Genomic DNA, 26180 nt, shown 5'->3' with positions numbered 1-26180 from the left:
TTTCGAGCATAGCGAGAAATCTAGATTTCTCAGTCGCAAGCTCCTTCGAAATGACACTTTTTACAACATTCCCTTCGTAGAAGGCAACACCATTTTTTCCGCATCTCGCTTTACCGCCATTTTAATGGATTTGGCAAAAGCCTTGAAAATCGCCTCGATTTTATGATGTTCGTTGGTGCCTTCGGCTTTAATGTTCAAATTGGCCTTGGCGCCATCGGTGAACGATTTAAAAAAGTGCATAAACATTTCCGTGGGCATATCCCCTACTTTTTCACGTTTAAATTCGGTGTCCCAAACCAGCCAGTTCCGCCCCCCAAAATCTATGGCAACCTGTGCCAGACAATCATCCATGGGCAAAGCAAAACCATAGCGTTCAATTCCCAGTTTGTTGCCCAATGCCTTGGAAAACAACTCTCCCAGTGCGATAGCGGTATCTTCGATGGTGTGGTGTTCATCTACTTCCAAATCGCCATCTACTTTTATTTCCAAATCCATTTGACCGTGACGCGCCAATTGGTCCAACATGTGGTCGAAAAAAGCCAAACCTGTATTAATGTCACTCTTTCCGTTACCATCAAGGTTTATCTTGATTTTAATGTCGGTTTCATTGGTTTTTCGGGATATTTCCGCAATCCTGTTTTCCAATTTGAGAAACTCATAGATTTTTTCCCAATCATTGCTTTCCAGAGCGATGTAATCGTCCAGTTCTTCACGTTTTACGGTAATTTCATCTGTTCCCAAATGGGTTTCATCATTGATAAAAATTCCTTTGGCACCAAGGTTTTTCGCAAGTTCCACATCGGTTAAACGGTCACCTATCACGAACGAATTCTCGAGATCATATGCTTCGGAAAAATACGTGGTCAACATTCCTGTGCCCGGTTTGCGTGTCGGGGCATTGTCCTTTGCAAAGGTTCGATCGATATGGACTGCTTCAAAAACCACTCCTTCATTTTCAAAGGTTTTTAAAATAAAATTTTGCACGGGCCAAAAGGTCTCTTCTGGAAAAACATCTGTTCCCAGTCCATCTTGATTGGTAATCATTACCAGTTCGTAGTCCAGTTCTTTGGCGATTTTCGCCAAATAAGTAAATGCTTTGGGGTAAAAAAACAACTTCTCAAAAGCATCAATCTGTTCATCAGCTGGTTCTTTGATGATGGTTCCATCTCGATCAATAAACAATACTTTTTTGCCCATTACCTTAACGCTTTTAAAATGGCTATCAATTTTTTGTTTTCCTCTGGTGTACCCACGGTAAACCGTAAGGTGTTTTCGCACAATGGCTGCGTACTCCTATTGCGCACTACCACATGTTTTTCCAATAATTGTTGATAACGCTTATCGGCATTATCAACTTTGGCCAACACAAAATTAGCGTCGGATGGATATAGTTGTTCTACAAATTTCATACTGTTCAATGCTTTGATTAATCCATCTCTTTCATCAAGAATCTGCTGTACCTCTTGATCGACCAAATCTTGATTCAATACACGCTGTAATGCTCGTTGCTGGGTCAATTGATTGACATTGTAGGGAGGTTTGATTTTGTTCAAAATACCTATTATTTCTTCCGATGCATAGCATATCCCCAATCGGATACCTGCCAATCCATAGGCTTTGGATAGCGTTTGGGTCACAATCAAGTTGGGATATGTTTTAAGTTGTGACAACCAACTTTCATCTTTTGAAAAATCAATATATGCTTCGTCGATTACCACTAATCCATTGAATGCTTCCAATAACTTTTCAATTCCTTCTTTTTTAAAAGAATTTCCGGTAGGATTGTTGGGTGAACAAATAAAGAGAAGCTTGGTGTTTGTGTCGACTGCCTCTATAATTTCATTAACATTCGGCTGAAAATCAGTAGTCAACAAAACTTCTTTGTTCTCCACGGAATTAATCCCCGCCAACACCTTGTACATTCCGTAAGTGGGCGGTAATGTGATGATATTATCCTGATTAGGTTCACAAAAAGCCCTGTAAATCAAATCTAAAACTTCGTCACTTCCGTTTCCAAGTAAAATTTGGCTTTCCGATACCCCTTTTTGTTCGGCCAAAAGTGATTTTAAACTTCGTTGATACGGGTCTGGGTAGCGGTTTACTCCATTGTCAAAAGGGTTTTCGTTGGCATCCAGAAATATCATTTCCGAGCCATCGGATACATATTCGTCACGTGCGGAGGAATAGGGTTGCAACTTGCGAACCGATTCCCGAACTATATTATTTATGTCAAATGTTTTTTGCATAGCATTTGGTCTCGACTGCGCTCGACCTGACATTAATCTTTATTCAAACTTTTTAATCTTAAGGTTACCGCATTTTTGTGCGCCTGTAATCCCTCAGCATCCGCCATAAGCTCTATGGCACTTCCGATGCCTTGGATTCCCTTTTCGGATATTTTTTGAAAAGTCATGCTCTTCATAAAACTATCCAGATTCACCCCGCTGTATTGTTTGGCATAACCGTTTGTTGGTAACGTATGATTGGTGCCCGAAGCGTAATCACCTGCACTCTCGGGCGTATAATTGCCAATAAAAACGGAGCCTGCATTCTGAATTTTTTCAAGGTAAAACGCTTCATTCTCCATACAAACAATAAAGTGTTCCGGGCCATATTCGTTGATCAAATCCATAGCTTCTTGGTCATTCTTCACCAAAATCAATTTGCTGTTGCCAATTGATTTGCGAGCTATTTCCGCTCTAGGCAATTGCTGTAACTGACTTTCGATTTCCTCTTCAACCGCCTCAATCAATTTTTCTGAAGTGGATACCAAAATTACCTGACTATCCACCCCGTGTTCGGCTTGGCTTAACAAATCCGAAGCTACAAAAGCTGCGTTTGCTGAATCATCCGCAACCACCAAAAGCTCACTTGGTCCCGCAGGCATATCGATGGCAACATTGTGCCTGGTGGCCAATTGTTTCGCTACCGTGACATATTGATTTCCTGGTCCAAAAATTTTGTACACTTTTGGAATGCTCTCCGTACCAAAGGTCATTCCAGCAATGGCTTGAATACCGCCAACTTTAAAAATCCGTGTTACACCACAAAGTTGGGCCGTGTATAAAATCGCTGGATTGATTTCACCTTTTTTATCGGGCGGGGTGCAGAGCACAATTTCTTCACATCCTGCCAGTTTAGCGGGAATTGCCAACATTAAAATGGTTGAAAATAAGGGAGCTGTTCCACCGGGTATGTACAACCCCACTTTTTGTATGGGGCGTTTTTCTTGCCAGCATTTTACGCCGGGCATGGTTTCTACTTCAACTTTGGAAGTTTTTTGGGCAGCATGGAATTTTTCGATATTGACCTTTGCCAGGTTAATGGCTTGTTTTAGGGCGTCTGAAACGGCATCACCAGCTATTTCAATTTCTGAAGCAGATACCGAAAGTGCATCCAATTTCACTTGGTCAAACCGGTCTGTATACTTTTTTATAACGGCGTCCCCATCAGATTTAACCTCTTTGAAAATACTGTTGACAATTTCTTCAATATCGGCAACAGTTTGCGTGGGTCGTTTTAATATTTCGGCCCAATCACTTTGCTGTGGATAATTGATACGCTGCATTATAGTACCATTTTTTCAATAGGACAAACCAAAATTCCTTCGGCTCCGGCCTCTTTCAATTCATCGATGACTTCCCAAAAGGTTTCCCGGTTGATTACCGTATGCACCGAGCTCCATCCTTCTTCGGCCAAGGGCAAAACCGTGGGGCTTCGCATTCCGGGGAGAATGGAAATAATTTCATCCAATTTATCATTCGGTGCATTCATCAACACATATTTGTTCTGGCGCGCCTGCAATACCGATTTAATCCTGAACTGGATTTTTTTCAACAGTTCTTTGCGTTCTTCGGAGATGGTGGGCGATACTGCGAGAACTGCCTCGCTTTTCAGCATTACTTCCACCTCTTTCAAATTGTTTTTAAAAAGTGTGCTTCCGCTCGAAACAATGTCACAGATACCGTAAGCCAAACCAATATTTGGGGCAATTTCTACAGAACCATTGATAATGTGCAGGTCGGCCGTAACCCCTTTAGATGCCAAGTAGTCCTTTACCGTATTCGGGTAGGATGTTGCTATTTTTTTACCTTCAAAATCCGTAATGGAATTGTAGGTCTCATTTTTTGGGACTGCCAAGGATACACGACATTTGGAAAAACCCAATCGCTCCGCAATGGAAATATCTTTTCCTTTTTCAATGAGTACGTTTTCCCCGATGATGGCGATGTCCACTACTCCATCCCTCAAATATTGGGGGATGTCCCCGTTCCGTAAATAAAATACTTCCAAGGGAAAATTTCGGGAGGTGGCTTTTAACTGGTCTTTTCCGTTGTCGATGGAAATTCCACAATCCTTTAAGATTTTGAGGGAATCCTCGTTTAAACGGCCACTTTTTTGAACAGCAATTCTAATTTTTGTCATTTTTCAATCGTTTTGTCCGAAAAACCAAAGGGGTACAAAAAATAAACCCGTTTGATTTCTCAAACGGGTTAGAATATATTTTAAAAACAACAATACATTTCTATCTCGCTTGAGGGCAAGTATAAAAATGATGATGTGTGTTTTTGTTTCTCATTATGCTCCAAAAGTAGGATATATTTTTATATCAAAAAAGAGAAAATTAGTTATTTCCCAAAATTAATGGCAAACCATCATCTCCCGACCCTACTACAACTACTTTTGCATTGGGTGATTCTGCGAGTTTTAATGTGGCGTCTATACCCTTGTCCTGTAATATTTTATCCGTTAAGGAAGCGCTGAGTATTCGGTTGGCATCTGCTTTTCCTTGTGCTTCAATACGAACCTTTTCAGCTTCTTTCGAAGCTGTCACCAATCGAAACTCATATTCCAGCGATTCTTGTTCTTGCCTTAATTTACGTTCAATGGCATCTTTAATAGTGGGAGGTAATGTAACATCGCGCACCAGTACTTCATTTAATTGAACGTATTGGTCGTCCACAATTTTTTGCGTTTCCTCAAAAATCTCCTGTTGAATTGCATCTCGCTTACTTGAGTACAATTGTTCCGGTGTATATCGCCCAACCACGCTACGGGCTGCCGAACGAATTGCAGGCAATAGCACACGTTCTATATACTGTTCCCCTTTTTCTTGGTGCAGTTTTCCAAGATCTTCAGATTTTGGCTGAAACCAAACAGAAGCTTCCAGTTTTATATCCAATCCGTTGGAAGAGAGTACGTTCATTTTTTCCAGTTTTTCTTGCTGGCGTACTTCATAGATAAACACTTTGTTCCATGGGGCCACCAAGTGAAAACCTTCTCCCAAAGGCGGTTCGTCGGTAACAACACCTCCACCAAAATATTTGTACAGCACCCCAGCCTCACCAGAACCAATAGTTACGGTAGACCTTGACGCGAAAATGATAAGAAAAATAATTCCTGCTAAAGCAGGCAATGCAATTTTAGGTAATTTATCCATGTATAAATGGTTTTATATTAATCCGTTATATTTTCTGATGAACCATTCCGCAGCTAGGGAAAGAATCATCAACCCCAATAAAATACGGAAATCTATCAAAGATACAACATTATCCCTGCTTTTTTGGACAGGAAGAAGTACATTGGAGGACGTTAAATCGGATTGTAAATCTTCAAGCTCATCCAAAAAGTACAGTTGCCCCTTATTATTAGCTGCTAAACGCCCCAATTTTTTGTAGTTGGCAGAGACCAATTGCTTTTCGGGATTAAAATCCAATATTCTAAATGCTCCCGAACGTTTTAAATTTTCATCCTGAACAGTAACAGTAAAGTTGTATTCGCCAGCATCCAAATCGGTCAAATCCACTTCGTAAAAAGAACCTTTTAAAAGCATGGGCGAAATTCTTGAAAAATCATTGTCAACACCTTCCACTTTGATGGAAATATCGGCATTGGCATCAAACTGGTAACTTTCATCAAAATAGGAAGCCCTGATTTTGGCCATATTGGCATTATCAAAAACCAACTCATAAACGAGTTCGAGACGGTTTCGCTGCCTGTTGGAACCCAGATATACCATCAAATTGCCTATAAATTCATCAAACTTTTGAAAACTTTGGTCGTTACGATATACCTGTGCGCGCCAGCGCCAAAGATTCTCACCAAATAGTACAGCTTCCTTTTGATTGGATTCCGTGAGAATGGCAAACAAAGGCTTGTCCAAATCAACCCCCTGTAATTGCTGGAACATAACAGTTTCGTTGTCCTTATTGAGTTGAATATCCCTAAGAGTTCCGTTCAAGGGCGGAAATCCATCAACCGAAAATTCACCTAAACCAAACAGGCCAAAGGCATTGTTTAAAATGGGTAAAATTTCTTCTGGTTGCCTACTGCCGGAAACGGTGAAACTTTCTTGTACCCGGTTCAAAAAGTTCCAATCCGTTTTGCTACCTGTAATGGTAAAATAATTGGTTCCAGAATTCTTCAAAAACTCGTAAACACTTCTAAAATTTCGATTCGGCTGATACAGGATTATAAGGTCGGATTCCTCTAGAACAGACTGACTTGCATTTGGTTTTAGCAGGGTAACCGAACGTTGCTCATTGGATTCAATGGATTTTTTTAATGAGCCGATGTCTGGATGGAGTATATCCGAAACTATGGCTACGTTGGTTTTTTCATCGATTACTTCAATGGCGGTCTCTTTGGAATTGTTGATCGTATTTCGTTCATTTTCCAACACGCCCACCTCAATTTTGATGGTTTTGATGCCCACACTTTGCGCCTCGATCAACGTATTTAGGGTTTGACTGTTTTTTGTGCTATTAAGGTTTACCCGTTCTTGATGTACCCTCCTTCCGTTAATGGAAATAGTGACTGTACTTGAAACAGGTCTTGAACCATGGTACCGAATGGAAGTCTCAATAGGGAAGCTGTTTCTTAAAAAGGCGTATTTGTTTACATTTATCAACCCAACGGAAATATCTTCATACTGCGTGGTGTCCCCGACCACAACAGGGTATATTGTTGAATTTTTATTCAGGTTGATGTATTCGTAATCCCTGCCCAGGGTTTGGTTTCCATCAGAAAACAGCACAATGGCGTTGGTTCCGTTCACAAAAACATCATTTAAGGTTGAAAGGGCATTGGAGACGTCGGTATTTCCTTGGTTAAAATTTACAGAGTCCGTTACTGTAATTGTATTTCCAAACCCGTATTGATGGATGGTAAACCGTTCACTTAAATCATCATCGGCTTTAATTTGGGCTATGGCTTGGGAAATCTCCGAAGTGGTAGAAGCATCTTCCATGGAAGTGGAATTGTCCACCAAGAGAATCAAATTCGCTTTTTCCACAAAATAATCCTTGCTGACAAATTTTGGGTTTATCAAAAGCAAAAGGCCGCAAAATAAGGTAACAAACCTCAATGCGGCCAATATTATTTTAAGCGAACCTTTTCTCGGGTTCTTATAAAAGTATTGAAAAAATACTATGGTAAGCGCGGCAGCAACTGCTAAAATAATAAGTAGTACCGTGCGTAAATCCATTCAATTCTATGTTAACATACCACCATCAACGTTCAATACCTGTCCTGTAACATAAGCCGATAAGTCGGATGCCAAGAACACACAGGCATTGGCAACGTCTTCAGGGCTTCCACCACGTCTTAATGGAATGGCCTCCCTCCAGCCTTGAACTACTTTCTCGTCCAATTTCTCGGTCATTTCAGTTTCGATAAATCCAGGGGCAATGGCATTGCAACGGATGTTTCTTGAACCCAATTCCAATGCTACGGACTTGGTAAAACCAATCATACCCGCTTTGGAGGCTGCGTAGTTGGTTTGTCCGGCATTACCTTTAACACCAACCACACTACTCATATTGATTATGGAACCTTTACGCTGCTTCAACATGGTACGTTGCACCGCTTTGGTCATATTGAATACCGATTTTAGGTTGATTTCGATTACTTTATCAAAATCATCTTCGCCCATACGCATCAATAAATTGTCTTTTGTAATACCAGCGTTATTGATGAGTACATCGATTCTGCCATCAAAATCTTCCAAAACCTTGGCCACAAGGGCCTCAGATTCCTCAAAACTGGCGGCATTACTTTTATAGGCCTTGGCCTTCACGCCCATTTGGGTCAGTTCTTTTTCCAGTTCCAAGGCTGGAGCTTCGCTGGAGCTGTAGGTAAAAGCCACATTGGCACCGTGTTTTGCAAATACTTCGGCAATTCCTTTACCAATTCCCCTGCTGGCTCCTGTTATGATTACGTTTTTCCCTTCCAAAAGTTGCATAGATAATTATGTTTGAATGGTTATTAACCAAAATATTGGTTCTTATCTGTTTTACTAAAATTCGTCATTTCGAGTGGATTTCACGACAGTAGGAGTGAAATTTGTATCGAGAAACAGAATTTTCATCTAAAAAGTTCTCGACCTGCCTGCCGGCAGGCAGGTACGATTTTTCGTTCCTCACAATCACTCGAACTGACGCCTAGAACTAATTTTTATTTTTCAAAATACACAACAAGTCAAATATAGTTGTTGTTTTAGGTTTAGAGCATATTTAAAAACAATTCAATTGGCTAAAAATGATGATTTTTCGCTTCAATCAATCCTTTTCAAACATGCTCGTAGACGAAAAAAATCCCGCATAAAACGGGATTTAGTATGGTTTTAACGGTTGGTTACCCAACCACTTCTTTCACTTTTACGCCAATTTCCGCGGGTGAATCCACTACGTGGATGCCACAATCGCGCATGATTTTTTTCTTGGCTTGGGCTGTATCGTCGCTACCACCAACAATGGCACCAGCGTGTCCCATGGTACGTCCTGCAGGAGCAGTTTCTCCAGCGATAAAACCAATAATTGGTTTTTTGCTGCCACTTTCCTTATACCATCTTGCAGCTTCTGCTTCCAATTGACCGCCAATTTCACCGATCATTACAACACATTCTGTTTCTGGGTCATTGATCAATAGCTCAACAGCTTGTTTTGTAGTGGTTCCTATGATTGGGTCACCTCCAATACCAATGGCCGTAGTAATTCCCAATCCTTGACGAACTACTTGGTCGGCAGCTTCGTAAGTCAGAGTTCCTGATTTGGAAACGATGCCCACTTTTCCTTTTTTGAAGACAAATCCTGGCATAATGCCAACTTTGGCTTCACCGGGAGTAATTACACCTGGGCAGTTTGGCCCGATCAATGTGCAATCCATATCCTTAATGTAATCGTTGGCTTTTACCATGTCAGCAACAGGAATACCTTCGGTAATAGTGATGATTACTTTAATTCCTGCATCGGCAGCTTCCATAATGGCATCCGCAGCAAATGCGGGCGGAACAAAAATAATAGTGGTGTCGGCACCAACTTCTTTTACAGCATCTTCCACTGTATTAAAAACTGGTTTTCCCAAATGTTCCTGACCACCTTTGCCCGGGGTCACACCACCAACCACGTTGGTTCCGTATTCAATCATTTGTTCGGCGTGGAAGGTTCCTTCACTACCGGTAAATCCTTGTACAATTATGTTTGAATCCTTGTTTACTAAGACGCTCATATATTTAACTTAATGTAGAGATACAAAAATATGGTTTACTAAAGTTTTTATCTATTGATTTCTTAAATCTTTTTCAGTTTTTGCAAGATTTCTGGAATCTTTTTGATGGATGCGATTTGTTTTAACTTTTCACGTGCTTCCTCAGCTGGGTATCCGAAATAGGTTTTACCGCCTTCTAGTGATTTTGAAATGCCAGATTGAGCCAATATCACAGCTTTTTTGCCGATGGTGATGCCACTAGTGATGCCTACCTGCCCCCAAAGGGTTACTTCATCTTCCAAAACAACACAACCTGCAATACCAACGTGAGAGGCTATCAAACACTTCTTACCAATAACGGTATCGTGCCCCACTTGAATCTGATTGTCCAATTTGGCCCCTTCCTTAATGGTTGTTGAACCTGTTACTCCACGGTCAATGGTACACCCAGCTCCGATATCTACATTGTCCTCGATCACTACATTTCCGCCTGAAAGTAATTTATCAAAACCTTCGGGCCTGTTTTTGTAGTAGAACGCATCGGCTCCCAACACGGTTCCTGCGTGGATGGTAACATTGTCCCCAAGAATACACCCATCATAAATGGTTACGTTGGGGTGAATCACACAGTTTTTACCAATCTTTACATGGTTTCCAATAAAAACATTCGGTTGAATTACGGTTCCCTCCCCTATCTCGGCTGAATCAGCAATGGATGATGCTGCTGTTTCAAAAGGTTTGAAATGATGGGTCAACTTGTTGAAATCCCTAAATGGGTCATCTGATACAAGTAAAGCCTTACCTTCCGGGCATTCTACCTCCTTGTTGATGAGAACAACCGTAGCCTTTGATTGTAACGCCTTGTCATAATATTTGGGATGGTCTACAAATACAATATCGCCTTCTTCCACCACGTGGATTTCATTCATGCCCAAGACCGGGAAATCATCATCCCCCACGAAATTGGCATCAATGATTTTCGATATTTCCTTTAAGGTATAGGTTTTAGGGAATTTCATGTAAGGCTACTCTTTGGCGCGTTCCAAATAGGCTGCTTTCTCCGTATCAATTTTAATTTTGTCGCCTTCGTTGATAAAAAGCGGAACATTGATCGTTGCACCCGTCTCCACAGTAGCGGGTTTGGTAGCATTTGTAGCGGTATTTCCTTTTACGCCTGGCTCGGTATGGGTTACTTCCAACACCACACTCGCCGGCATTTCAACAGAAAGGGGCATATTGTCCTCCGCATTGAAAATAATGGTCACCACTTCGCTTTCTTTTAGCAAATCGGAAGCATCCAAGGCATCTTTTTGCAATGCGATTTGGGTGTAATCATCCGTATTCATAAAGTGATATGTTTCGCCATCATTGTACAAAAACTGGTATGAACGTGTCTCCACACGAACATCTTCAATCTTGTGACCTGCTGAAAATGTATTGTCGACTACTTTACCAGTAGTCACACTTTTTAATTTGGTACGGACAAAAGCGGGTCCTTTACCTGGTTTTACATGAAGAAACTCTACAATCTTGTAGATATCGTTGTTGTACTTGATGCACAACCCTTTTCTTATATCAGAAGTACTTGCCATAAATTTAATTTGAACTGAAATAACCTTTCATAATTCCACGTTGCGAATCTCTTATAAATTGAAGTATCTCATCTCGCTCTGGAGTTGCCTCCATTTCAGCTTCAATAATGGATGCAGCTTGGGAATTGTTATAATTTTGTTGATATAGTAGTCTGTAAATATTTTGAATCTCTCGAATCTTATCGGATTCGAAACCTCTTCTTCGCAATCCAATGGAATTGATACCTACATAAGAAAGTGGTTCTCTGGCCGCTTTTACATACGGGGGCACATCCTTACGGACCAATGATCCACCCGTTACAAAAGCATGATTTCCAATAGAGACAAACTGATGCACGGCTACCATTCCCGCCAACACTACATTCTGGCCAATGGTTACATGTCCTGCCAAAGTTGAATTATTGCTGAAGATACATCCGTCGCCCACAAAACAATCGTGTGCTACGTGGCAATAGGCCATGATCAAACAATCATTCCCGATAACCGTTTTCATTCGGTCGGAAGTTCCTTTGTTTATGGTGGCACACTCCCTGATTGTGGTATTGTCCCCAATTACAACGGTGGTATCCTCTCCTTGGTATTTTAAATCTTGGGGCATTGCGGAGATTACGGCACCTGGAAAAATGCTGCAATTTTTTCCGATTCTGGCCCCCTCCATTATGGTAACGTTGGAACCAATCCACGTCCCCTCCCCAATGGTTACATTATTATGTATGGTGGTAAAGGGTTCAATTACCACATTTTTGGCAATTTTGGCCCCGGGGTGTACATATGCTAATGGTTGGTTCATCTACGAATCTGTATTTTTTGTTTTTACGATCTGGGCCATCAATTCGGCTTCGGACACCAATTTACCATTGGCATAAGCATAGGCCTGCATGTGACAGATACCTCTACGGATGGGAGAAATCAAATCGCATTTAAATATTAAAGTATCTCCCGGTACCACTTGTTGTTTAAACTTTACCTTATCAATCTTCATGAAGAAAGTTAAGTAGTTCTCTGGGTCTGGAACGGTACTCAAAACAAGTATTCCACCAGTTTGAGCCATCGCCTCTACTTGCAAAACCCCTGGCATTACAGGAGCTCCGGGAAAGTGACCGACAAAAAACGGTTCGTTCATCGTCACGTTCTTAACTCCCACCACATGGGTGTCGGACAACTCCAAAATCTTATCGACCAACAAAAACGGTGGTCGGTGAGGCAATCGCTCCATGATTTGATTCACGTTAAGCAAAGGCTCTTGATTCAAATCATAGCTGGGAACTTTGTTCCTTTTTTCTATTTTAATGATTTTGGACAATTTTTTCGCGAACTGTGTGTTCACAAAATGGCCAGGTTTGTTTGCGATTACTTTGCCCCTAATCCGGGTGCCTGTCAACGCTAAATCCCCGATTACATCCAACAGCTTGTGCCGTGCTGCTTCATTTGGGTGGTGCAGGGTAAGGTTATCTAAAATACCGTTCGGCTTTACGGATAGTTTTTCTTTGTTAAAGGCCTTCTCCAATTTCTTCATTGTGGATTCCGATATCTCCTTGTCCACATAAACAATGGCATTATTCAGGTCACCTCCCTTGATAAGGCCATTTTCCAATAACATTTCCAGTTCATGAAGAAAACTAAAGGTACGTGAGTCCGCTATTTGCTCTTTAAAGTCGGACATTTTTTCCAAAGTGGCATTCTGAGTGCCCAAAACCTTGGTCCCAAAATCCACCATTGTAGTTACCTGGTATTCGTTCGCAGGAATTACGGTGATTTCGCTTCCTGTGGCTTCATCTCTATAGGAAATAACATCTTTCACCACAAATTCTTCACGCTCCTCCTCTTGCTCCACTATGCCTGCTTCTTCCAGCGCCTCAACAAAAAATTTGGAGGAACCGTCCATGATAGGGGGCTCTGGGGCATCCAATTCAATTAGGACGTTGTCGATATCCAAACCGACCAGAGCTGCAAGTACATGCTCCGAGGTGTGGATTTTGACGCCATTCTTTTCCAGATTGGTGCCACGTTGGGTATTTACCACATAATTCGCATCGGCTTCAATTATGGGTTCCCCTTCCAAATCTATTCTTTTGAACGCATAGCCATGGTTCTCATCGGCAGGAAGAAAACTCATGGTTACATTTTCGCCTGTATGTAATCCTACACCTTGTAGCGTTACTTTTTTAGCTATGGTGCGTTGTTTGTTACTTGGTTTGCTCACCTTCAACTCTTTTTTCTATGTTGGAGATTTGATTTGCCAATTTCGGCAAATTCTTAAAGTGTACATATGATTTGTTGAAGTCTCCATAGTTCAATGCTGGTGACCCTTGGAGGACTTCATCATCTTTTACGTTTCTTCCGATTCCGGATTGGGCCTGAATGCGTACCCTATCACCTATGATGATGTGGCCCACAATGCCCACTTGACCGCCAATTAAGCAGTTTTTTCCTATTTTGGTGGAACCTGCGACCCCGGTTTGAGCCGCGATGGCGGTATTTTCACCAATTTCTACATTATGTGCTATTTGGATTTGATTATCCAGTTTTACACCCTTTCTCAAAATAGTGGAACCTAAAGTGGCACGGTCTATGGTGGTTCCCGCGCCTACATCCACATTATCTTCTATTATTACGTTGCCCGTCTGGGGCACTTTACTGTATTCTCCATTTGAGTTTGGTGTAAAACCAAACCCATCTGCCCCAATGATAGCACCACCATGGATAACACAATTGTTACCTATAATGGTTTCTGAATAGATCTTGGCCCCGGCAAAAACAATAACATTATCGCCAATAACCACATTGTCGCCCACATAAGCATTGGGATATATTTTAACGTTATCCCCGATTTTAACATTATCTCCCAAATAGGCAAAAGCACCTAAGTAAAAACCTTCGCCGTAGTTTGCGCTTTCGGAAATGTAACAAGGGTTTTCAACCCCTGTCTTGTTGTTTTTAACTTGATTATAGTACTCCAATAATTTGGAAAAGGATTTATAGGCATCATCTACCTTAATAAGTGTGGTAGAAATTTCCTGCTCTGGAATAAAATCCTTGTTTACTATGGTTATCGATGCCTTAGTGGAATAAATGTACGATGTATATTTTGGGTTGGCCAAAAAGGTCAAAGACCCTTTTTCACCGTCTTCTATCTTGGACAATTTATGGACAGCGATTTGAGGATTTCCCTCAACTTCCCCTTCTAAGATTCCGGCAATTTGGGTAGCTGTAAATTTCATTGGTGCAAAAGTAACAAAATTTGTTAAACGGCTTTCTTTGGATAACAGCTGTAATATTTGGTGACGGTTTTGGCCAATGCTTTTAGGCTAAGTTGGTCCGACTCCTTTAAAACATCCGAAATTTTCCCGTTCTTTTTTAAAATTTGAATAGCCTCATCCTTACTATAGGCTTTATTGGATATTTCTCCTTGAAACACAAAATTGGAAGCTTCTTCAACGGAAAGATCATGCTTTTCTATGATCCAATCCAACTTTTCGTTCATTTTTTCAGGAGTCATGGGTCTCTTTTTTATTTTAACGTGCAAAAGTTTTCTGTCCAAAATCATCTTGCACAGTTTGGAAAGCACAAAATCTTCATGGAACTGCCAATTTTTCAAGGCACCCAGAACATCAATATCGTCCAGTTCGGCAAAAGTCTCAAGAACTTCCTTATGAAATGTCTGTGCCCTATTATCTTTCAGAAAAAACAATAATGGTCGGCTTCCCATTAAATCTTCTCCTCTCAGCAACAACAGTCTAGCCCGTTGCATGATCCGAATCAACAATTGCTCGGCCACCAATCCTGTTTTGTGCAAGTAAACTTGCCAATACATAAACCTACGGGCCATCAAAAACTTTTCCACGGCATAAATGGCCTTCTCCTCTACCACCAAATTACCGTTGACTACGTTTAACATGGAGATGAGCCGTTCCGAATTGATGTTTCCCTCGGTAACCCCAGAGTAAAAACTATCACGTTTCAGGTAATCTAACCGGTCCATATCCAACTGACTGGATACCAGTTGATTTAAGAACAGCTTGGGGTAATCTCCCTTAAATATGGAAATAGCGATATCGAGTTGTCCTTCAAACTCCTTGTTCAGTTCCATCATAAATCTCAAGGAAATCTGCTCGTGACTTATTTCTTTGGCCACAAAACCTTCCAATGCATGGGAAAATGGGCCATGTCCAATATCGTGCAACAAAATGGCACACAACAATCCTTTCTCTTCCTCTTCAGTAATCTCAACATTTTTTAATTTTAAAGCCTGAATGGCCTTGGTCATTAAATGCATGCTACCCAGCGCGTGGTGGAACCGGGTATGATGGGCTCCCGGATATACCAAATAAGAAAGTCCCATTTGGGATATCCGCCTCAATCTTTGAAAGTAAGGGTGCGAAATTAGACTAAAAATTAGTTCGTTGGGAGTTCCAATAAAACCGTAAATTGGATCGTTGAAAACATTAAGCTTATTGGTTTTTACCAAAGTTTTTTGTTTTAATTCCCACAAAGATAACTACTATATGAACAAGATAACAATTCTTTGGGTCGATGATGAAATAGACCTATTAAAACCTCACATATTATTTCTGGAAAGCAAGGGCTACAAAGTGGTTACCAGCCAAAGTGGCCAAGATGCCATTGAAGAGATCAAGGAAACTTTTTTTGATATTGTCTTCCTCGATGAAAATATGCCCGGACTCTCTGGTTTGGAAACCTTGACGGAAATAAAAAAATACGATGGTTCCATTCCCGTGGTAATGATTACCAAAAGCGAGGAGGAATATATTATGGACGAGGCCATTGGTTCCAAAATTGCCGATTACTTGATAAAACCCGTCAACCCCAATCAAATTTTACTCTCCTTAAAAAAGAGTTTGGACAATTCCCGATTGGTATCAGAAAAGACCACCGCCAATTATCAGCAGGAGTTTCGGAAGATTGCCATGGATCTTTCCATGATCAATACGCAGGAAGAATGGGTGGAACTCTATAAAAAATTGATCTATTGGGAGCTGGAACTTGAGCAAATCGAAGACTCCGGTATGTTCGAGATATTGGAATCCCAGAAAACTGAGGCCAATTCGCAGTTTGGCAAGTTTGTGGACAAGAATTATAAAGGTTGGTTTAGAGATGGTGATGCCCCCATAATGTCCCACACTTTATTCAAAAATAAGATTCAGCCCGAATTGGAAGAGTGCAAAACCCTTTTGGTGGTGATCGATAATTTACGGTACGACCAATGGTTGGCATTTGAGAAAACATTATCGGCATATTATAAAAAGAAGCAAGAGTGTGCCTACTTCAGCATTTTGCCAACGGCAACGCAATATGCCCGTAATGCACTCTTTTCTGGCCTGATGCCTTCTGAAATGGAGAAAAGGTATCCTGATTGGTGGAAAAATGACACTGACGAAGGCGGAAAAAACCTTCACGAATCAGAATTTCTTGGAGAACAATTAAAAAGACTTGGTCTTAACCTAAATTGGGAATACCACAAAATAAGCAACCTTAAACAAGGTAAGCAACTGGCCCAAAACTTTAAATCCCAAAAAGATAACGATTTAACTGTATTGGTGTACAACTTTGTGGATATGCTCTCCCACTCCAAAACAGAAATGGAGGTGGTCAAGGAGCTTGCCGCCAACGACAAGGCCTACCGGTCCCTTACCTTGAGCTGGTTTAAAAATTCGCCCTTGTTGGAAATTATCCAGCAGGCACAGGATTTGGGAATGAAGTTGATTTTGACCACGGACCACGGCACCATCAATGTAAAACAGCCATCTAAGGTAATTGGCGATAGAGAAACCAGCTTGAACCTTCGCTATAAAACTGGGCGAAGTCTTACCTATCAGGACAAAGATGTTTTGGCCACCAAAAATCCGCAAGAGATTCACTTGCCGAACATCAATTTGAGCAGTAGTTACATTTTTGCCAAGAACGACCTCTTTTTTGCATATCCGAACAACTACAATCATTATGTAAGCTATTACAGAAACACCTATCAACATGGTGGTGTTTCGTTGGAAGAAATGATAGTTCCTTTTGTAGTTTTGGATCCTAAATAAATCTATTTTGAAAAGAAACTTTGAATTGGATGAAATCCATGAGGTTGCCAAAGAGCTACTGGAAAAAGCACCGAACAAGGTGCTTTGTTTGTATGGTGATATGGGAGTTGGCAAGACTACTTTGGTAAAAGCCTTGGTAAAAGAACTTGGAGCGGTGGATGTGGCCAGCAGCCCCACTTTTGGTTTGGTGAACGAATACCATGATGATAAGGACACCCCTATAGCCTACCATTTTGATTTTTACAGGTTAAATGATGAAATGGAAGCCTTGGACATGGGCTTGGAGGATTATTTGAGTTCCGACGCTTGGTTGTTTATTGAGTGGCCCGATAAAATCCCATCCTTACTTCCAGAGGATGCTGTGGGTGTATTCTTGCACTTTGTCGAGGAAAGCACACGTTCAATCGAGTTAAATATTTCTTAAGGGATCATCCCGGTATCTTCATCGCAATTATTGTTCAGAGCAAGCTTATTTCGATAAAGTGTGGGGTTTTTTCGTTTAAAAACCAATTTTATCGACAAAAAGCATGGTAGGTTGAAATATTTTCCTACATTTGTTCTGAAATGAATTCATTTATTAACCAAAAACTCTTTTACGATGAACACTAAAAAAGTTTTTTTTGGATTGCTAGCTGTTGCATTTTTGGCAATGACCGCTGTTTCGACAAGCGTTGTTAAAATTGACAAAGACCAAACAGTAAGCGTTGAAAAGAAAAAATTGATTAAACTTTAATTTTTGATTCTTTTCGACCCTTAAAAATTAATCCCTTTTTTCGAAAAGGGATTTTTTTTACAATAATCTTGGATTTTTTGAGTTTACAAAAGTAATGAGCAAAAAATCTACAATAAAGAAACGTTTTATTATTGAAGGAGCGATAGCATTATTGATTGCGATTACCCCTATATTATTTTATTTTTATAAATACTTACCACCTAATGCCACTTCGTGGACCTTTTTAGGAATTACGTTTACTGAGAACAATTTTGGCGAAGTGTCACTAGCCTTTTATTATTATTTTGGTAAGTTAGTCCCTTTACTCTTATTGGTTATTTGGTTTATTACTTCAAAAAACTGGTGGTACCATGCCATATTGATTCCGATTGCCATGTACAGTTTTCAGTTGTTTTCTGCTCTGAATTATGCTAATAGTGAACGAATAGATGAAAACGAAATTCTATATGTAATTGCCGTTACCATGGTAGTGGTGCCTATTGTATATTTTATTCGATTGAAACTAGTTGATAAACATGTACATGGTATCGATTTGGACGCCATGGACACCGAACTCCAAATACTCAAGGAAAAAGAAGAATTGCGCAAAGAACGCGAGAAACTGGAACAGCGTCAAAAGACTGCTTCAAAAAAAATGTAAATTTGTTTTAATACCTAGCGGTATTATGAATAGATTTACCGTTTATGAGCCAAGCTTCATCTCCATTTAGCAAACAACAATTGCTCCCCCAAGAAGAAACCTTAGAGGTTGTAAAACAAAAGGGGGAACTTTTTATAGGCATTCCAAAAGAAAACCAGTATCAAGAAAAGCGGGTATGCCTTACTCCTGACGCTGTTAACGCCATTACGGCACATGGACATCGGGTATTGGTGGAATCCGGAGCCGGAGAGGGCGCCAATTTTTCGGATCTGGACTATACGAATGCAGGAGCCGAGATTACAAGGGATACCAAAAAAGTGTTCTCCTGCCCCTTAATTTTAAAAGTGGAGCCCCCCACCCTTTCGGAAATAGATATATTAAATCCACAGACCATCATTATTTCTGCTTTGCAGATCAAGACCCAGAACAAGGAGTATTTTGAGATCATGGCTAAAAAACGTCTTACGGCCATTGCTTTTGAATACATTCGGGATGATGATGGAAATTACCCAGCTGTTCGGTCGTTGAGCGAAATTGCAGGAATTTCCTCCATTTTAATTGCCTCGGAATTGATGGCAAACCCCAGTACGGGCAACGGATTAATGTTTGGAAATATTAGCGGGGTACCTCCCGTTGAAGTGGTCATTATTGGAGCCGGAACCGTAGGTGAGTTTGCAGCCAGGTCTGCCTTAGGGCTTGGAGCCAATGTAAAGGTTTTTGATAATTCCATCAGTAAACTCAGAAACCTGCAAACCAACCTTAACCAAACATTGTACACCTCTACGGTGCAACCCAAAAATTTGATCAAGTCCTTAAAACGTTGCGATGTTGCCATTGGCGCCACCCGCGGAAAGGACCGTTCTCCCGTAGTCGTGTCCAGTTCCATGGTGGAGAACATGAAAAAAGGAGCGGTAATCATTGATGTGAGCATTGACATGGGCGGTTGTTTTGAAACCTCCGAGGTGACCACACACAGAAAACCCACTTTTGAGAAATATGGGGTGATCCATTATGGTGTTCCCAATATTCCATCGAGGTATCCGAGAACATCCTCTATCTCCATAAGTAATATTTTTACGCCCTATTTATTAAAAATTGGCGAGGAGGGCGGTCTGGAGCATTCACTTCGGTTTGATAAAGGCTTGCGCAACGGACTTTACATGTACCACGGTATTTTGACCAACAAATCTGTGGGCGATTGGTTCGGCTTGAGTTATAACGATATTAATTTTCTTATTTTTTAATGTAGATGGCATTTTTGAAACGATTGGGATGGTACCTAGTGGGACTGTCCATAGGATTGATTTTTTTGGTTTTTATTTTGAAGAAAAAATCGGGTGAAGAGGGGTTGGATTTCTGCTACTTCCCTAATTGTAGGGTGCTCAAGGATATGCGTTCCAAACCGTTGACTTTCTCCGAATCCCTGCCCGAGCAATATCGAGACACTTTGCTGATCCAGTCCTTTTTAGAGGATGGAGACGTGGATTTTGGTAAAAGTGACACCAAATCCGAACCGTGCAAGACGTATTTTATCTCACATGAATACAATGGTGAAGAGTTGGAATTAAAGGCCAAGAGTTGTGAGGAGGAAGTTATACTAGAAAAGGTCGAGAAAATTAATGAATAACAATTCATGGCCTTATCCATCAATTCAAAAGGGGCATTCGTCAATTTGTAAGCTAATTACACAAATCAAGTGTTATATTTCTGACTAAACAGAAAAACACTCTTTTCATGATTGATTTTGGTGTACTTAAATATAAGCTCAGTAGAGTATCAAAAAAGAAATTATCGTTTGCTTCAACTTTTCCAATAAATAAAAGGTCAAAAGTAAAAGAAGAGTTGGTTGGAGAAATTTTGGAAAAACTCAGTTTTTGGGAACAACAAAACGGCTTTTTGGACAACAAAATTACCTTGCACCGTTTGTCTAAAGAACTCAACACCAACAGTTCTTACTTATCCAAAGTGATAAACACCCATAAAAATCAAAATTTTGCAAGCTACCTAAAAGATGTTCGGATTACTTATGCGATAAACCATTTAAAGGAAAATCCGGAGATTGTGAAAACCAAATCCATGATCCAGATAGCCGAAATGTACGGATTTAACTCCCTAAACGTTTTTACAAAAACGTTTAAAGATAAAACTGGGTTAACGCCAGGGGTGTTTTTTAAAAGAGTTTTGGAGGATGAATGGAGGAAATCACCAAGCCAAAGAAAAGCCTAGGTTTAACATTGTCCTTTTGTCCAAACTAGCGTATTCAGGTAAAAACCCTTGAGTTTTGTGACTGAGACCAAGATTTAAATATAGCTTAGACTCATTTTCGGTTTCATTTAAAATTTTATACCCTAGATCCAATGCTCCTCCTACCCCTGATGTGGAATTGGAGGTAAAGAAATCCAAGTTCTCAGGTTGGTTCCAATAATGGAGTTCTGAGTTTAAAATAATCTTATCGACAAATAGCGAATGATTAAAAAGTTTGATGCCTGTAGCCATAAATAGATAGTCTTTATTGTGGAACTGTCTTAAATAAAAGTGGATTTTGAATCGGTTTTTATAGTTGAACCAAAAATTCTCATCCAAGTAACCACCGAAAGGAGCCATTGTGTATCCCAGACCAGCATTTGCCTTTAAATTCTGGTTAAACTTGAAGTTGTTCTTTCCCAACATCATCGGGTTAACTAAATTTAGCAAGGACAACCAGCCAACTTTTTTTGCAAATTTCTTTTCTTCACTTACCAAATCATCAAAATTGGTGTATCTGTAAAATTCTTCGTTGGGTCGGTATAAGTTTTTTATGGCACCATAAATATCATGCCCAACAATATCCCTTTCCAACTCATTGTCTTCTTCTTCAATATCTGAAAACAACCCAGGGATTAAATTTGTGAGGTAATAACCGATCATAGATGCCTTTCTCGTTAAATAATCTATGCCAAGGTTGTCAAAATTATCTTCTTCGAAAGCTAAGAGTGTTTCTGTCCTAGTGAGGATAGCATAATCGGACTCCAATCCTGCGGTGTGCAACCTTATATAATCATCCAGATTGTTGTCTCTTAAATCAATCAATGTTTGATCTGTCACTCCTTTAACATAAGCTGCTCCGTTGAATATTGAAAAGGGCTGGCTTACCGATCCTATTTCCAAATCTGTCAAAATTGACCTGTGCCCTTCTTCGTGGGTGACCACCGTTCCTAGAAATGAAACCCCGAATTGTAAGAACCTGTCAACCTTAGAAGGCTTTTTATTGATTAATCTGGCCAAAATCCTATTTGCCGACACATAGTTTGTGTTTGTCTGGCGCATGGTGAATAGGTTTTGTCCATTTATAATGGAAAAGTCGTAGAAGTGTGATGGGTAAATGCTGTCGTATGCTTGAGTGTTTTGTGCAAAACTTATAGGAAAGGTTGAGAAGTAGAATGTACCCAACATTATAGCAGAGTAGAAATTTATGGAAAATATCGAAGAACGCATTTTGAAATATAAATCAAAACAAATTGGAATATCGTTTTAGCAGTAATCTCCTCCTTTCATTAGATATGAAAATCCATTTTTGAAAGAGAACAATCTTCCTCTTTAGGTATTTGTCTTGGGCGTTTATTTTTTTATGATAGATTCTATCAGCTTTATCACGTATGGCCTTGCACTTTTTAAGATAATGTTCTGAGAGAATGTAATCTTCAAACTCATGATGGGTGATATTTTTATTTTCTTTCACAGCCACTTTACCTATTTAAAAGTATAGCAAAATACTAAGAAAGAGACGTTTCAGACAGTTTTAATCAAATGATATATTGTTTGATTTATAAATCAGTATTTATTTTTAGGTGGAATACCCGAATCAGAGAGGAAAATATTATTGATAAGCGAAGCGTTAAGAATCCAACCTCCTACGCTTCCGTTCCTTGGTTATCAAAGCCAGTTCCCTTGAGGTTTGCCCAGCGACCGAAGTATTCTCCTCTGCCCTTCTGATCAGGTAGGGCATTACATCCCTTACAGGGCCATACGGAACATATTTTACAGCATTATAGCCATGGGCGGCCAAATTATAGGTGATATGGTCGCTCATACCAAACAATTGACCAAACCAAATCCGTTCGTCGTTGGTAGGCACACCCTGCTTTTCCATCAAATCAATTAGTTTGAGGGTACTTTGCTCGTTATGGGTGCCGGCGAAAATGGTAAATTGGTTTAAATGCTCCATCATGTATGTAATGGAGGCATCAAAGTTTTCGTCTGTTTCTTGTTTGGACTTGCAAATCGGGCTTTCGTAGCCCTTGTCGTTCGCTCGATCGTTCTCCTTCTCCATATAGGCTCCCCGCACCACTTTGGCGCCAATCTTAAAACCTTCATCAGAAGCCAACCCATAGAGTTTTTTAATGTAATCCATTCGGTCCCAACGGTACATTTGAAAGGTATTGAAAACGATAGTTTTTTCCTTGTTGTATTTGCGCATCATATCAAGGACCAAATCATCTGCGGCATCTTGCATCCAACTTTCCTCGGCGTCTATCAACAACGCAACGTCCAGCTTGTGTGCTTTTTGACAAACTTTTTCGAATCGGTTCACTATTCTTGCCCATTCCGCTTTTTCATCTTCATTCAATTCGCTTTGTGCAGAAATTTTTTCGAACAATTTAAAGCGGCCAAATCCTGTGGGCTTAAAAACTGCAAAGGGCATCGCATCTTTTTCCTTCACAAAATCCAGAATATCCAAGGTCTTTTCCATGGCAAAATCAAACTGGTTGTCCACCTCTTTGCCCTCGGCCGAATAATCCAAAATAGAACAGACCCCATTGCCATACATATTATCAATAATAGGGAGACAATCTTCCTCGTTCACCCCACCACAAAAATGGTCGAACACGGTAGCCCTAATCAACCCCTCAACAGGTAAATGGGCCTTAATGGCAAAATTGGTCACAGCGGTTCCAATACGAACCAAAGGTTCGTTGGAAATCAATTTAAAAAGGAAATAGGCTCGCTCCAGCTGGGAGTCCGACTTAAGCTCAAAAGCTATTGCAGTATTCTCAAAATTAGGTCGCATTCTTTGATATCCATTAAAGATTCAAAGATAAGTACGCAAACTAGAACCATATATATAAAAATAGTCTTTATTTAGCAGTGAAATTTAAATTATGGAATCGGTTAAATCACAGTCTTACGAGGTACATATTGGCGAATTGGCAGAAGCTGCTCTTAACCAACACATTGCTAAAAATAGTTACTCCAAAATATTTGTTTTGGTGGATGAAAACACCAAAGCGCATTGCTTGCCTTTTTTTAAAGAAATGTTTGACGGACCTGTAGATTTTATCTTGGAAATCCGATCAGGGGAAGAAAACAAACATATCCATACTTGCTTGCAACTTTGGGAGGACCTATCCAATTTAGATGGTGACCGAAAAAGCCTACTGATCAACCTTGGTGGTGGGGTGCTTACCGATATGGGAGGTTTTGTGGCCTCTACTTTTAAACGAGGAATTGATTTTATCAACATCCCCACTACCCTACTTTCTATGGTAGATGCGTCCATCGGCGGCAAAACAGGTGTTGATCTGGGATCGTTAAAAAACCAGATCGGTGTGATCAACCAACCCCAAATGGTGCTGATTTTTCCAGAATTTTTAAAGACCCTAGACCCACGCCAGGTAAAAAGTGGATATGCCGAGATGCTGAAACACGGGCTTATAATGGACAAAGCGTACTGGGGCAGTTTAGCTGAAAAAAGCAATTTTACAGATGCGTCATGCATCCAAAAATCCATTGCCCTTAAAAATGAGGTTGTTCTTCAAGACCCTACCGAAAAAGGGTTGCGAAAAATCTTAAATTTTGGACACACCTTGGGTCACGCCATAGAATCGTATTGTTTGGAGAACCATGACAAGAAAACCTTGTTGCACGGTGAAGCTATTGCAGCAGGAATGATTTTGGAGGGATATTTGTCGCACAAGCTCCAAGGACTTTCCAAATTATCGTTGGATGAAATCAAAAAAACATTTTTAACCCATTTTGACAAAGTGGACTTTACGGATAACGATATTGATGCCATTCTTCAATTACTTAAATACGATAAAAAGAATTCTCACGGGAACGTAAATTTTGTATTGCTGCATTCCATTGGTAAAGCGGTTACGGATATTAAAGTTCCCGAGGAATTATTCCATAAAGCCTTTGCTTACTACAAGGAATAAGCTCTTCGCATACTTATTTTTTTCGTTTACAACTCTTTGGGTCCATCACATTCAAAAATTCCTAGTTTAGGAATGCATTTAATAACCAACCATTATGAAACGAGTTTTGATAGACTACAAAAAGTTGGACCACAAGGTAGTGGCCATATTAATTGATTCTTATCCTGATGGTTATGGCGATGACGATGTTATTACCATTAAAAAACCAAATGGGGAGGTCATAGAAGCTGTTGAAGTAAAAACAGCAGATACCATTTACTTGGTAAAAATCAGCAAGAGTCTTTCCAACTTCATTTCAAATTTTGAAGAGACCATTGAAAAGGAACTCGACAAAGAATTGGTGGTTTCTGATTTTGAAGACGACTCGTTTGAAGGCTTGGAACCTACTTCAGATGATTTGGAAAGCGAAGATCAATATTGATTTAGGCCAAATAGCGTTCCCTTATGATCCGAATATGGTGCGCTTGATGTCCGCTTATGATGAAGCCCAGTGCCCGCACACTCATTTTGGACCCACTGGCCACTCCAACCCTTTTAATCGTTTCTTCGTCAAAGGAATTAAAAAGAAAAATTGTGGAATCCCTAACCGCTTTATATTCCTCCATCAAGTTTTTTTTGGATCTTTTATCGGCGTTGGAATACGGTACATAAGTGTCTTGGTCAAACCCTGGTAGTGGGGTTTTATCGTTTCTTGCAATACAAAGTGCACGGTATTGGAATATTCGCTCCGTGTCTATAACATGCACTAATACTTCCGCTAAGGACCATTTGTCCTCTGCATAAGCATAATTAAGTTTTTCTTCTGGTGTTTGTTGCAGTAAGGTCAAAAAATCGTCCTTCCCCTTTCTTAGCTCTTCCATTAAATCTACATTTCCCAGCGCCATAATATAGGTCTGGTAAAATGGATTGTATTCCGAAGAGGACAGTTCCGAAAGCACCATAATATGTATAATGGAATTATAACTCGTTGAAAATAGTGTGCATTAAACGTCTTTTATCGTTAATGCTCTCTTCCAAAGAAATCATGGTCTCAGTTCTGCTGATACCTTCGATATCATCTATCTTAAAAATAATATTTTTGGCATGTGTAGTATCTCTGGCCCTTATTTTACAAAAAATATTGAATTTGCCTGTTGTTATATGGGCCACGGTAACGTATGGTATTTGGCTCAACCTTTCCAGCACAAATTTTGTCTGGTGTGTTTTTTCCAAGAATATACCAACATAGGCGATAAAGGAATAACCCAATTTGACATAGTCCAGCGTAAGGGAAGAACCTTTAATAATCCCGGATTCCTCCATTTTTTTGACACGGACATGAACCGTACCTGCGGAAATCAACAATTTTTTTGCGATGTCCGTAAAAGGTGTGCGAGTATTATCGATTAACATATCCAGTATCTGGTGATCTATCTCGTCAAGTTTTACTTTGGTCATTACATTGAATTTTGCAGCAAAAATAGTTAAAAAAGGAAATTTACGTAA

The 26180-nt window shown here is 40.1% G+C and carries 27 protein-coding genes; 9 read left to right on the top strand and 18 right to left on the bottom strand.

The window, feature by feature from the left end:
• Window positions 1–60 precede the first annotated feature (60 nt).
• From hisB to AC13CS_RS06480, 14 genes are all read right to left on the bottom strand, one after another.
• Complete coding sequence (gene hisB / locus AC13CS_RS06545; RefSeq protein WP_293163135.1) at window positions 61–1197, bottom strand: bifunctional histidinol-phosphatase/imidazoleglycerol-phosphate dehydratase HisB; 1137 nt, start codon at window positions 1195–1197, stop codon at window positions 61–63.
• Complete coding sequence (gene hisC / locus AC13CS_RS06540) at window positions 1197–2246, bottom strand: histidinol-phosphate transaminase (RefSeq protein ID WP_293163133.1); 1050 nt, start codon at window positions 2244–2246, stop codon at window positions 1197–1199. Before hisC ends, hisB begins: the two co-directional genes overlap by 1 nt.
• Before the next feature lie 32 nt (window positions 2247–2278).
• A complete protein-coding gene (gene hisD, locus AC13CS_RS06535; RefSeq protein ID WP_293163131.1) occupies window positions 2279–3568 on the bottom strand; it encodes a histidinol dehydrogenase in 1290 nt (429 codons plus the stop codon).
• Entirely contained in the window at window positions 3568–4425 is an 858-nt protein-coding gene (hisG, locus tag AC13CS_RS06530) for an ATP phosphoribosyltransferase (RefSeq protein WP_293163129.1), read from the bottom strand. The genes hisD and hisG overlap by 1 nt, the downstream gene beginning before the upstream one ends.
• 199 nt (window positions 4426–4624) lie before the next feature.
• Window positions 4625–5440 carry a prohibitin family protein gene (locus AC13CS_RS06525; RefSeq protein ID WP_293163127.1) on the bottom strand — a complete coding sequence of 272 codons (816 nt, stop codon included), beginning with the start codon at window positions 5438–5440 and terminating at the stop codon, window positions 4625–4627.
• Between the two features lie 12 nt (window positions 5441–5452).
• Complete coding sequence (locus tag AC13CS_RS06520; RefSeq protein ID WP_293163125.1) at window positions 5453–7486, bottom strand: VWA domain-containing protein; 2034 nt, start codon at window positions 7484–7486, stop codon at window positions 5453–5455.
• Window positions 7487–7492: 6 nt separating this feature from the next.
• A complete protein-coding gene (gene fabG / locus AC13CS_RS06515) occupies window positions 7493–8242 on the bottom strand; it encodes a 3-oxoacyl-[acyl-carrier-protein] reductase (protein ID WP_293163123.1) in 750 nt (249 codons plus the stop codon).
• Between the two features lie 392 nt (window positions 8243–8634).
• Window positions 8635–9507 carry a succinate--CoA ligase subunit alpha gene (sucD, locus tag AC13CS_RS06510; protein WP_293163121.1) on the bottom strand — a complete coding sequence of 291 codons (873 nt, stop codon included), beginning with the start codon at window positions 9505–9507 and terminating at the stop codon, window positions 8635–8637.
• Window positions 9508–9569: 62 nt separating this feature from the next.
• Window positions 9570–10505 carry a UDP-3-O-(3-hydroxymyristoyl)glucosamine N-acyltransferase gene (locus tag AC13CS_RS06505; RefSeq protein WP_293163119.1) on the bottom strand — a complete coding sequence of 312 codons (936 nt, stop codon included), beginning with the start codon at window positions 10503–10505 and terminating at the stop codon, window positions 9570–9572.
• Between the two features lie 6 nt (window positions 10506–10511).
• Window positions 10512–11078 (bottom strand): elongation factor P, encoded by a 567-nt coding sequence (gene efp / locus AC13CS_RS06500; protein WP_207026480.1) that lies wholly within the window; start codon window positions 11076–11078, stop codon window positions 10512–10514.
• A gap of 4 nt (window positions 11079–11082) precedes the next feature.
• Entirely contained in the window at window positions 11083–11868 is a 786-nt protein-coding gene (gene lpxA, locus AC13CS_RS06495) for an acyl-ACP--UDP-N-acetylglucosamine O-acyltransferase (RefSeq protein WP_293163112.1), read from the bottom strand.
• Window positions 11869–13281 carry a bifunctional UDP-3-O-[3-hydroxymyristoyl] N-acetylglucosamine deacetylase/3-hydroxyacyl-ACP dehydratase gene (locus AC13CS_RS06490; RefSeq protein ID WP_163624739.1) on the bottom strand — a complete coding sequence of 471 codons (1413 nt, stop codon included), beginning with the start codon at window positions 13279–13281 and terminating at the stop codon, window positions 11869–11871.
• Complete coding sequence (lpxD, locus tag AC13CS_RS06485) at window positions 13265–14299, bottom strand: UDP-3-O-(3-hydroxymyristoyl)glucosamine N-acyltransferase (RefSeq protein ID WP_293163089.1); 1035 nt, start codon at window positions 14297–14299, stop codon at window positions 13265–13267. The genes AC13CS_RS06490 and lpxD overlap by 17 nt, the downstream gene beginning before the upstream one ends.
• Window positions 14300–14322: 23 nt before the next feature.
• Window positions 14323–15546 (bottom strand): HD domain-containing protein, encoded by a 1224-nt coding sequence (locus AC13CS_RS06480; RefSeq protein ID WP_293163087.1) that lies wholly within the window; start codon window positions 15544–15546, stop codon window positions 14323–14325.
• 37 nt (window positions 15547–15583) lie between these two features.
• Between AC13CS_RS06480 and porX the strand changes: the two genes are divergently transcribed.
• The 7 genes from porX (at window position 15584) to AC13CS_RS06445 (ending at window position 20727) form a co-directional block, all read left to right on the top strand.
• On the top strand, window positions 15584–17128 hold the full coding sequence (gene porX / locus AC13CS_RS06475) for a T9SS response regulator signal transducer PorX (RefSeq protein ID WP_293163085.1): 1545 nt from the start codon (window positions 15584–15586) through the stop codon (window positions 17126–17128).
• A gap of 7 nt (window positions 17129–17135) precedes the next feature.
• The gene (gene tsaE, locus AC13CS_RS06470; protein WP_293163083.1) at window positions 17136–17552 is read left to right on the top strand and encodes a tRNA (adenosine(37)-N6)-threonylcarbamoyltransferase complex ATPase subunit type 1 TsaE; all 417 of its coding nucleotides are present in this window, start codon (window positions 17136–17138) and stop codon (window positions 17550–17552) included.
• A gap of 174 nt (window positions 17553–17726) precedes the next feature.
• Window positions 17727–17861 (top strand): hypothetical protein, encoded by a 135-nt coding sequence (locus AC13CS_RS06465; RefSeq protein WP_293163082.1) that lies wholly within the window; start codon window positions 17727–17729, stop codon window positions 17859–17861.
• Window positions 17862–17955: 94 nt separating this feature from the next.
• Window positions 17956–18501 carry a hypothetical protein gene (locus AC13CS_RS06460; RefSeq protein WP_293163080.1) on the top strand — a complete coding sequence of 182 codons (546 nt, stop codon included), beginning with the start codon at window positions 17956–17958 and terminating at the stop codon, window positions 18499–18501.
• A gap of 44 nt (window positions 18502–18545) precedes the next feature.
• Complete coding sequence (locus AC13CS_RS06455; protein ID WP_293163078.1) at window positions 18546–19745, top strand: alanine dehydrogenase; 1200 nt, start codon at window positions 18546–18548, stop codon at window positions 19743–19745.
• A 5-nt stretch (window positions 19746–19750) separates the two neighbouring features.
• Complete coding sequence (locus tag AC13CS_RS06450; protein ID WP_293163075.1) at window positions 19751–20128, top strand: DUF4258 domain-containing protein; 378 nt, start codon at window positions 19751–19753, stop codon at window positions 20126–20128.
• Window positions 20129–20235: 107 nt separating this feature from the next.
• Entirely contained in the window at window positions 20236–20727 is a 492-nt protein-coding gene (locus tag AC13CS_RS06445) for a helix-turn-helix transcriptional regulator (protein ID WP_293163072.1), read from the top strand.
• Here the strand turns inward: AC13CS_RS06445 and AC13CS_RS06440 are convergent.
• Both AC13CS_RS06440 and AC13CS_RS06435 read right to left on the bottom strand, forming a co-directional pair.
• Window positions 20704–21807, bottom strand: coding sequence for a hypothetical protein (locus AC13CS_RS06440; protein WP_293163069.1), 1104 nt, complete (start codon window positions 21805–21807; stop codon window positions 20704–20706). The genes AC13CS_RS06445 and AC13CS_RS06440 overlap by 24 nt on opposite strands.
• Before the next feature lie 568 nt (window positions 21808–22375).
• Window positions 22376–23548 carry a proline dehydrogenase family protein gene (locus AC13CS_RS06435; protein WP_293163066.1) on the bottom strand — a complete coding sequence of 391 codons (1173 nt, stop codon included), beginning with the start codon at window positions 23546–23548 and terminating at the stop codon, window positions 22376–22378.
• Between the two features lie 91 nt (window positions 23549–23639).
• On the opposite strand from AC13CS_RS06435, the gene aroB reads away from it, so the two are divergent.
• Together aroB and AC13CS_RS06425 are read left to right on the top strand one after the other, a co-directional pair.
• Window positions 23640–24695 (top strand): 3-dehydroquinate synthase, encoded by a 1056-nt coding sequence (gene aroB, locus AC13CS_RS06430; RefSeq protein WP_293163063.1) that lies wholly within the window; start codon window positions 23640–23642, stop codon window positions 24693–24695.
• 94 nt (window positions 24696–24789) lie between these two features.
• Window positions 24790–25116, top strand: coding sequence for a hypothetical protein (locus tag AC13CS_RS06425; RefSeq protein ID WP_293163060.1), 327 nt, complete (start codon window positions 24790–24792; stop codon window positions 25114–25116).
• A gap of 1 nt (window position 25117) precedes the next feature.
• On the opposite strand, the gene AC13CS_RS06420 is transcribed toward AC13CS_RS06425, so the two are convergent.
• Both AC13CS_RS06420 and AC13CS_RS06415 read right to left on the bottom strand, forming a co-directional pair.
• Window positions 25118–25636: a DinB family protein gene (locus AC13CS_RS06420; RefSeq protein WP_293163057.1), complete on the bottom strand. Its 519-nt coding sequence runs from the start codon at window positions 25634–25636 to the stop codon at window positions 25118–25120.
• 16 nt (window positions 25637–25652) lie between these two features.
• The gene (locus AC13CS_RS06415) at window positions 25653–26132 is read right to left on the bottom strand and encodes an Lrp/AsnC family transcriptional regulator (RefSeq protein WP_293163054.1); all 480 of its coding nucleotides are present in this window, start codon (window positions 26130–26132) and stop codon (window positions 25653–25655) included.
• Window positions 26133–26180: the final 48 nt, after the last annotated feature.

The sequence above is a fragment of the Flagellimonas sp. B-3 genome, from assembly GCF_056857835.1.
The sequence above is the reverse complement of the archived record's forward strand: the minus strand, read 5'-3'. Positions and strand labels throughout refer to the sequence as shown.

What these genes read in the sequence shown, in the direction of transcription:
- AC13CS_RS06520 (WP_293163125.1), bottom strand. Translation starts at nt 7,486, where the DNA reads ATGGATTTACGCACGGTACTACTTATTATTTTAGCAGTTGCTGCCGCG.
- porX (WP_293163085.1), top strand. Translation starts at nt 15,584, where the DNA reads ATGAACAAGATAACAATTCTTTGGGTCGATGATGAAATAGACCTATTA.
- efp (WP_207026480.1), bottom strand. Translation starts at nt 11,078, where the DNA reads ATGGCAAGTACTTCTGATATAAGAAAAGGGTTGTGCATCAAGTACAAC.
- AC13CS_RS06440 (WP_293163069.1), bottom strand. Translation starts at nt 21,807, where the DNA reads ATGCGCCAGACAAACACAAACTATGTGTCGGCAAATAGGATTTTGGCC.
- AC13CS_RS06420 (WP_293163057.1), bottom strand. Translation starts at nt 25,636, where the DNA reads ATGGTGCTTTCGGAACTGTCCTCTTCGGAATACAATCCATTTTACCAG.
- AC13CS_RS06465 (WP_293163082.1), top strand. Translation starts at nt 17,727, where the DNA reads ATGAACACTAAAAAAGTTTTTTTTGGATTGCTAGCTGTTGCATTTTTG.
- hisD (WP_293163131.1), bottom strand. Translation starts at nt 3,568, where the DNA reads ATGCAGCGTATCAATTATCCACAGCAAAGTGATTGGGCCGAAATATTA.
- lpxD (WP_293163089.1), bottom strand. Translation starts at nt 14,299, where the DNA reads ATGAAATTTACAGCTACCCAAATTGCCGGAATCTTAGAAGGGGAAGTT.
- sucD (WP_293163121.1), bottom strand. Translation starts at nt 9,507, where the DNA reads ATGAGCGTCTTAGTAAACAAGGATTCAAACATAATTGTACAAGGATTT.
- lpxA (WP_293163112.1), bottom strand. Translation starts at nt 11,868, where the DNA reads ATGAACCAACCATTAGCATATGTACACCCCGGGGCCAAAATTGCCAAA.
- AC13CS_RS06425 (WP_293163060.1), top strand. Translation starts at nt 24,790, where the DNA reads ATGAAACGAGTTTTGATAGACTACAAAAAGTTGGACCACAAGGTAGTG.
- AC13CS_RS06415 (WP_293163054.1), bottom strand. Translation starts at nt 26,132, where the DNA reads ATGACCAAAGTAAAACTTGACGAGATAGATCACCAGATACTGGATATG.
- AC13CS_RS06445 (WP_293163072.1), top strand. Translation starts at nt 20,236, where the DNA reads ATGATTGATTTTGGTGTACTTAAATATAAGCTCAGTAGAGTATCAAAA.
- fabG (WP_293163123.1), bottom strand. Translation starts at nt 8,242, where the DNA reads ATGCAACTTTTGGAAGGGAAAAACGTAATCATAACAGGAGCCAGCAGG.
- AC13CS_RS06460 (WP_293163080.1), top strand. Translation starts at nt 17,956, where the DNA reads ATGAGCAAAAAATCTACAATAAAGAAACGTTTTATTATTGAAGGAGCG.
- hisC (WP_293163133.1), bottom strand. Translation starts at nt 2,246, where the DNA reads ATGCAAAAAACATTTGACATAAATAATATAGTTCGGGAATCGGTTCGC.
- AC13CS_RS06505 (WP_293163119.1), bottom strand. Translation starts at nt 10,505, where the DNA reads ATGAAATTCCCTAAAACCTATACCTTAAAGGAAATATCGAAAATCATT.
- AC13CS_RS06455 (WP_293163078.1), top strand. Translation starts at nt 18,546, where the DNA reads ATGAGCCAAGCTTCATCTCCATTTAGCAAACAACAATTGCTCCCCCAA.
- AC13CS_RS06525 (WP_293163127.1), bottom strand. Translation starts at nt 5,440, where the DNA reads ATGGATAAATTACCTAAAATTGCATTGCCTGCTTTAGCAGGAATTATT.
- hisG (WP_293163129.1), bottom strand. Translation starts at nt 4,425, where the DNA reads ATGACAAAAATTAGAATTGCTGTTCAAAAAAGTGGCCGTTTAAACGAG.
- aroB (WP_293163063.1), top strand. Translation starts at nt 23,640, where the DNA reads ATGGAATCGGTTAAATCACAGTCTTACGAGGTACATATTGGCGAATTG.
- hisB (WP_293163135.1), bottom strand. Translation starts at nt 1,197, where the DNA reads ATGGGCAAAAAAGTATTGTTTATTGATCGAGATGGAACCATCATCAAA.
- AC13CS_RS06450 (WP_293163075.1), top strand. Translation starts at nt 19,751, where the DNA reads ATGGCATTTTTGAAACGATTGGGATGGTACCTAGTGGGACTGTCCATA.
- AC13CS_RS06435 (WP_293163066.1), bottom strand. Translation starts at nt 23,548, where the DNA reads ATGCGACCTAATTTTGAGAATACTGCAATAGCTTTTGAGCTTAAGTCG.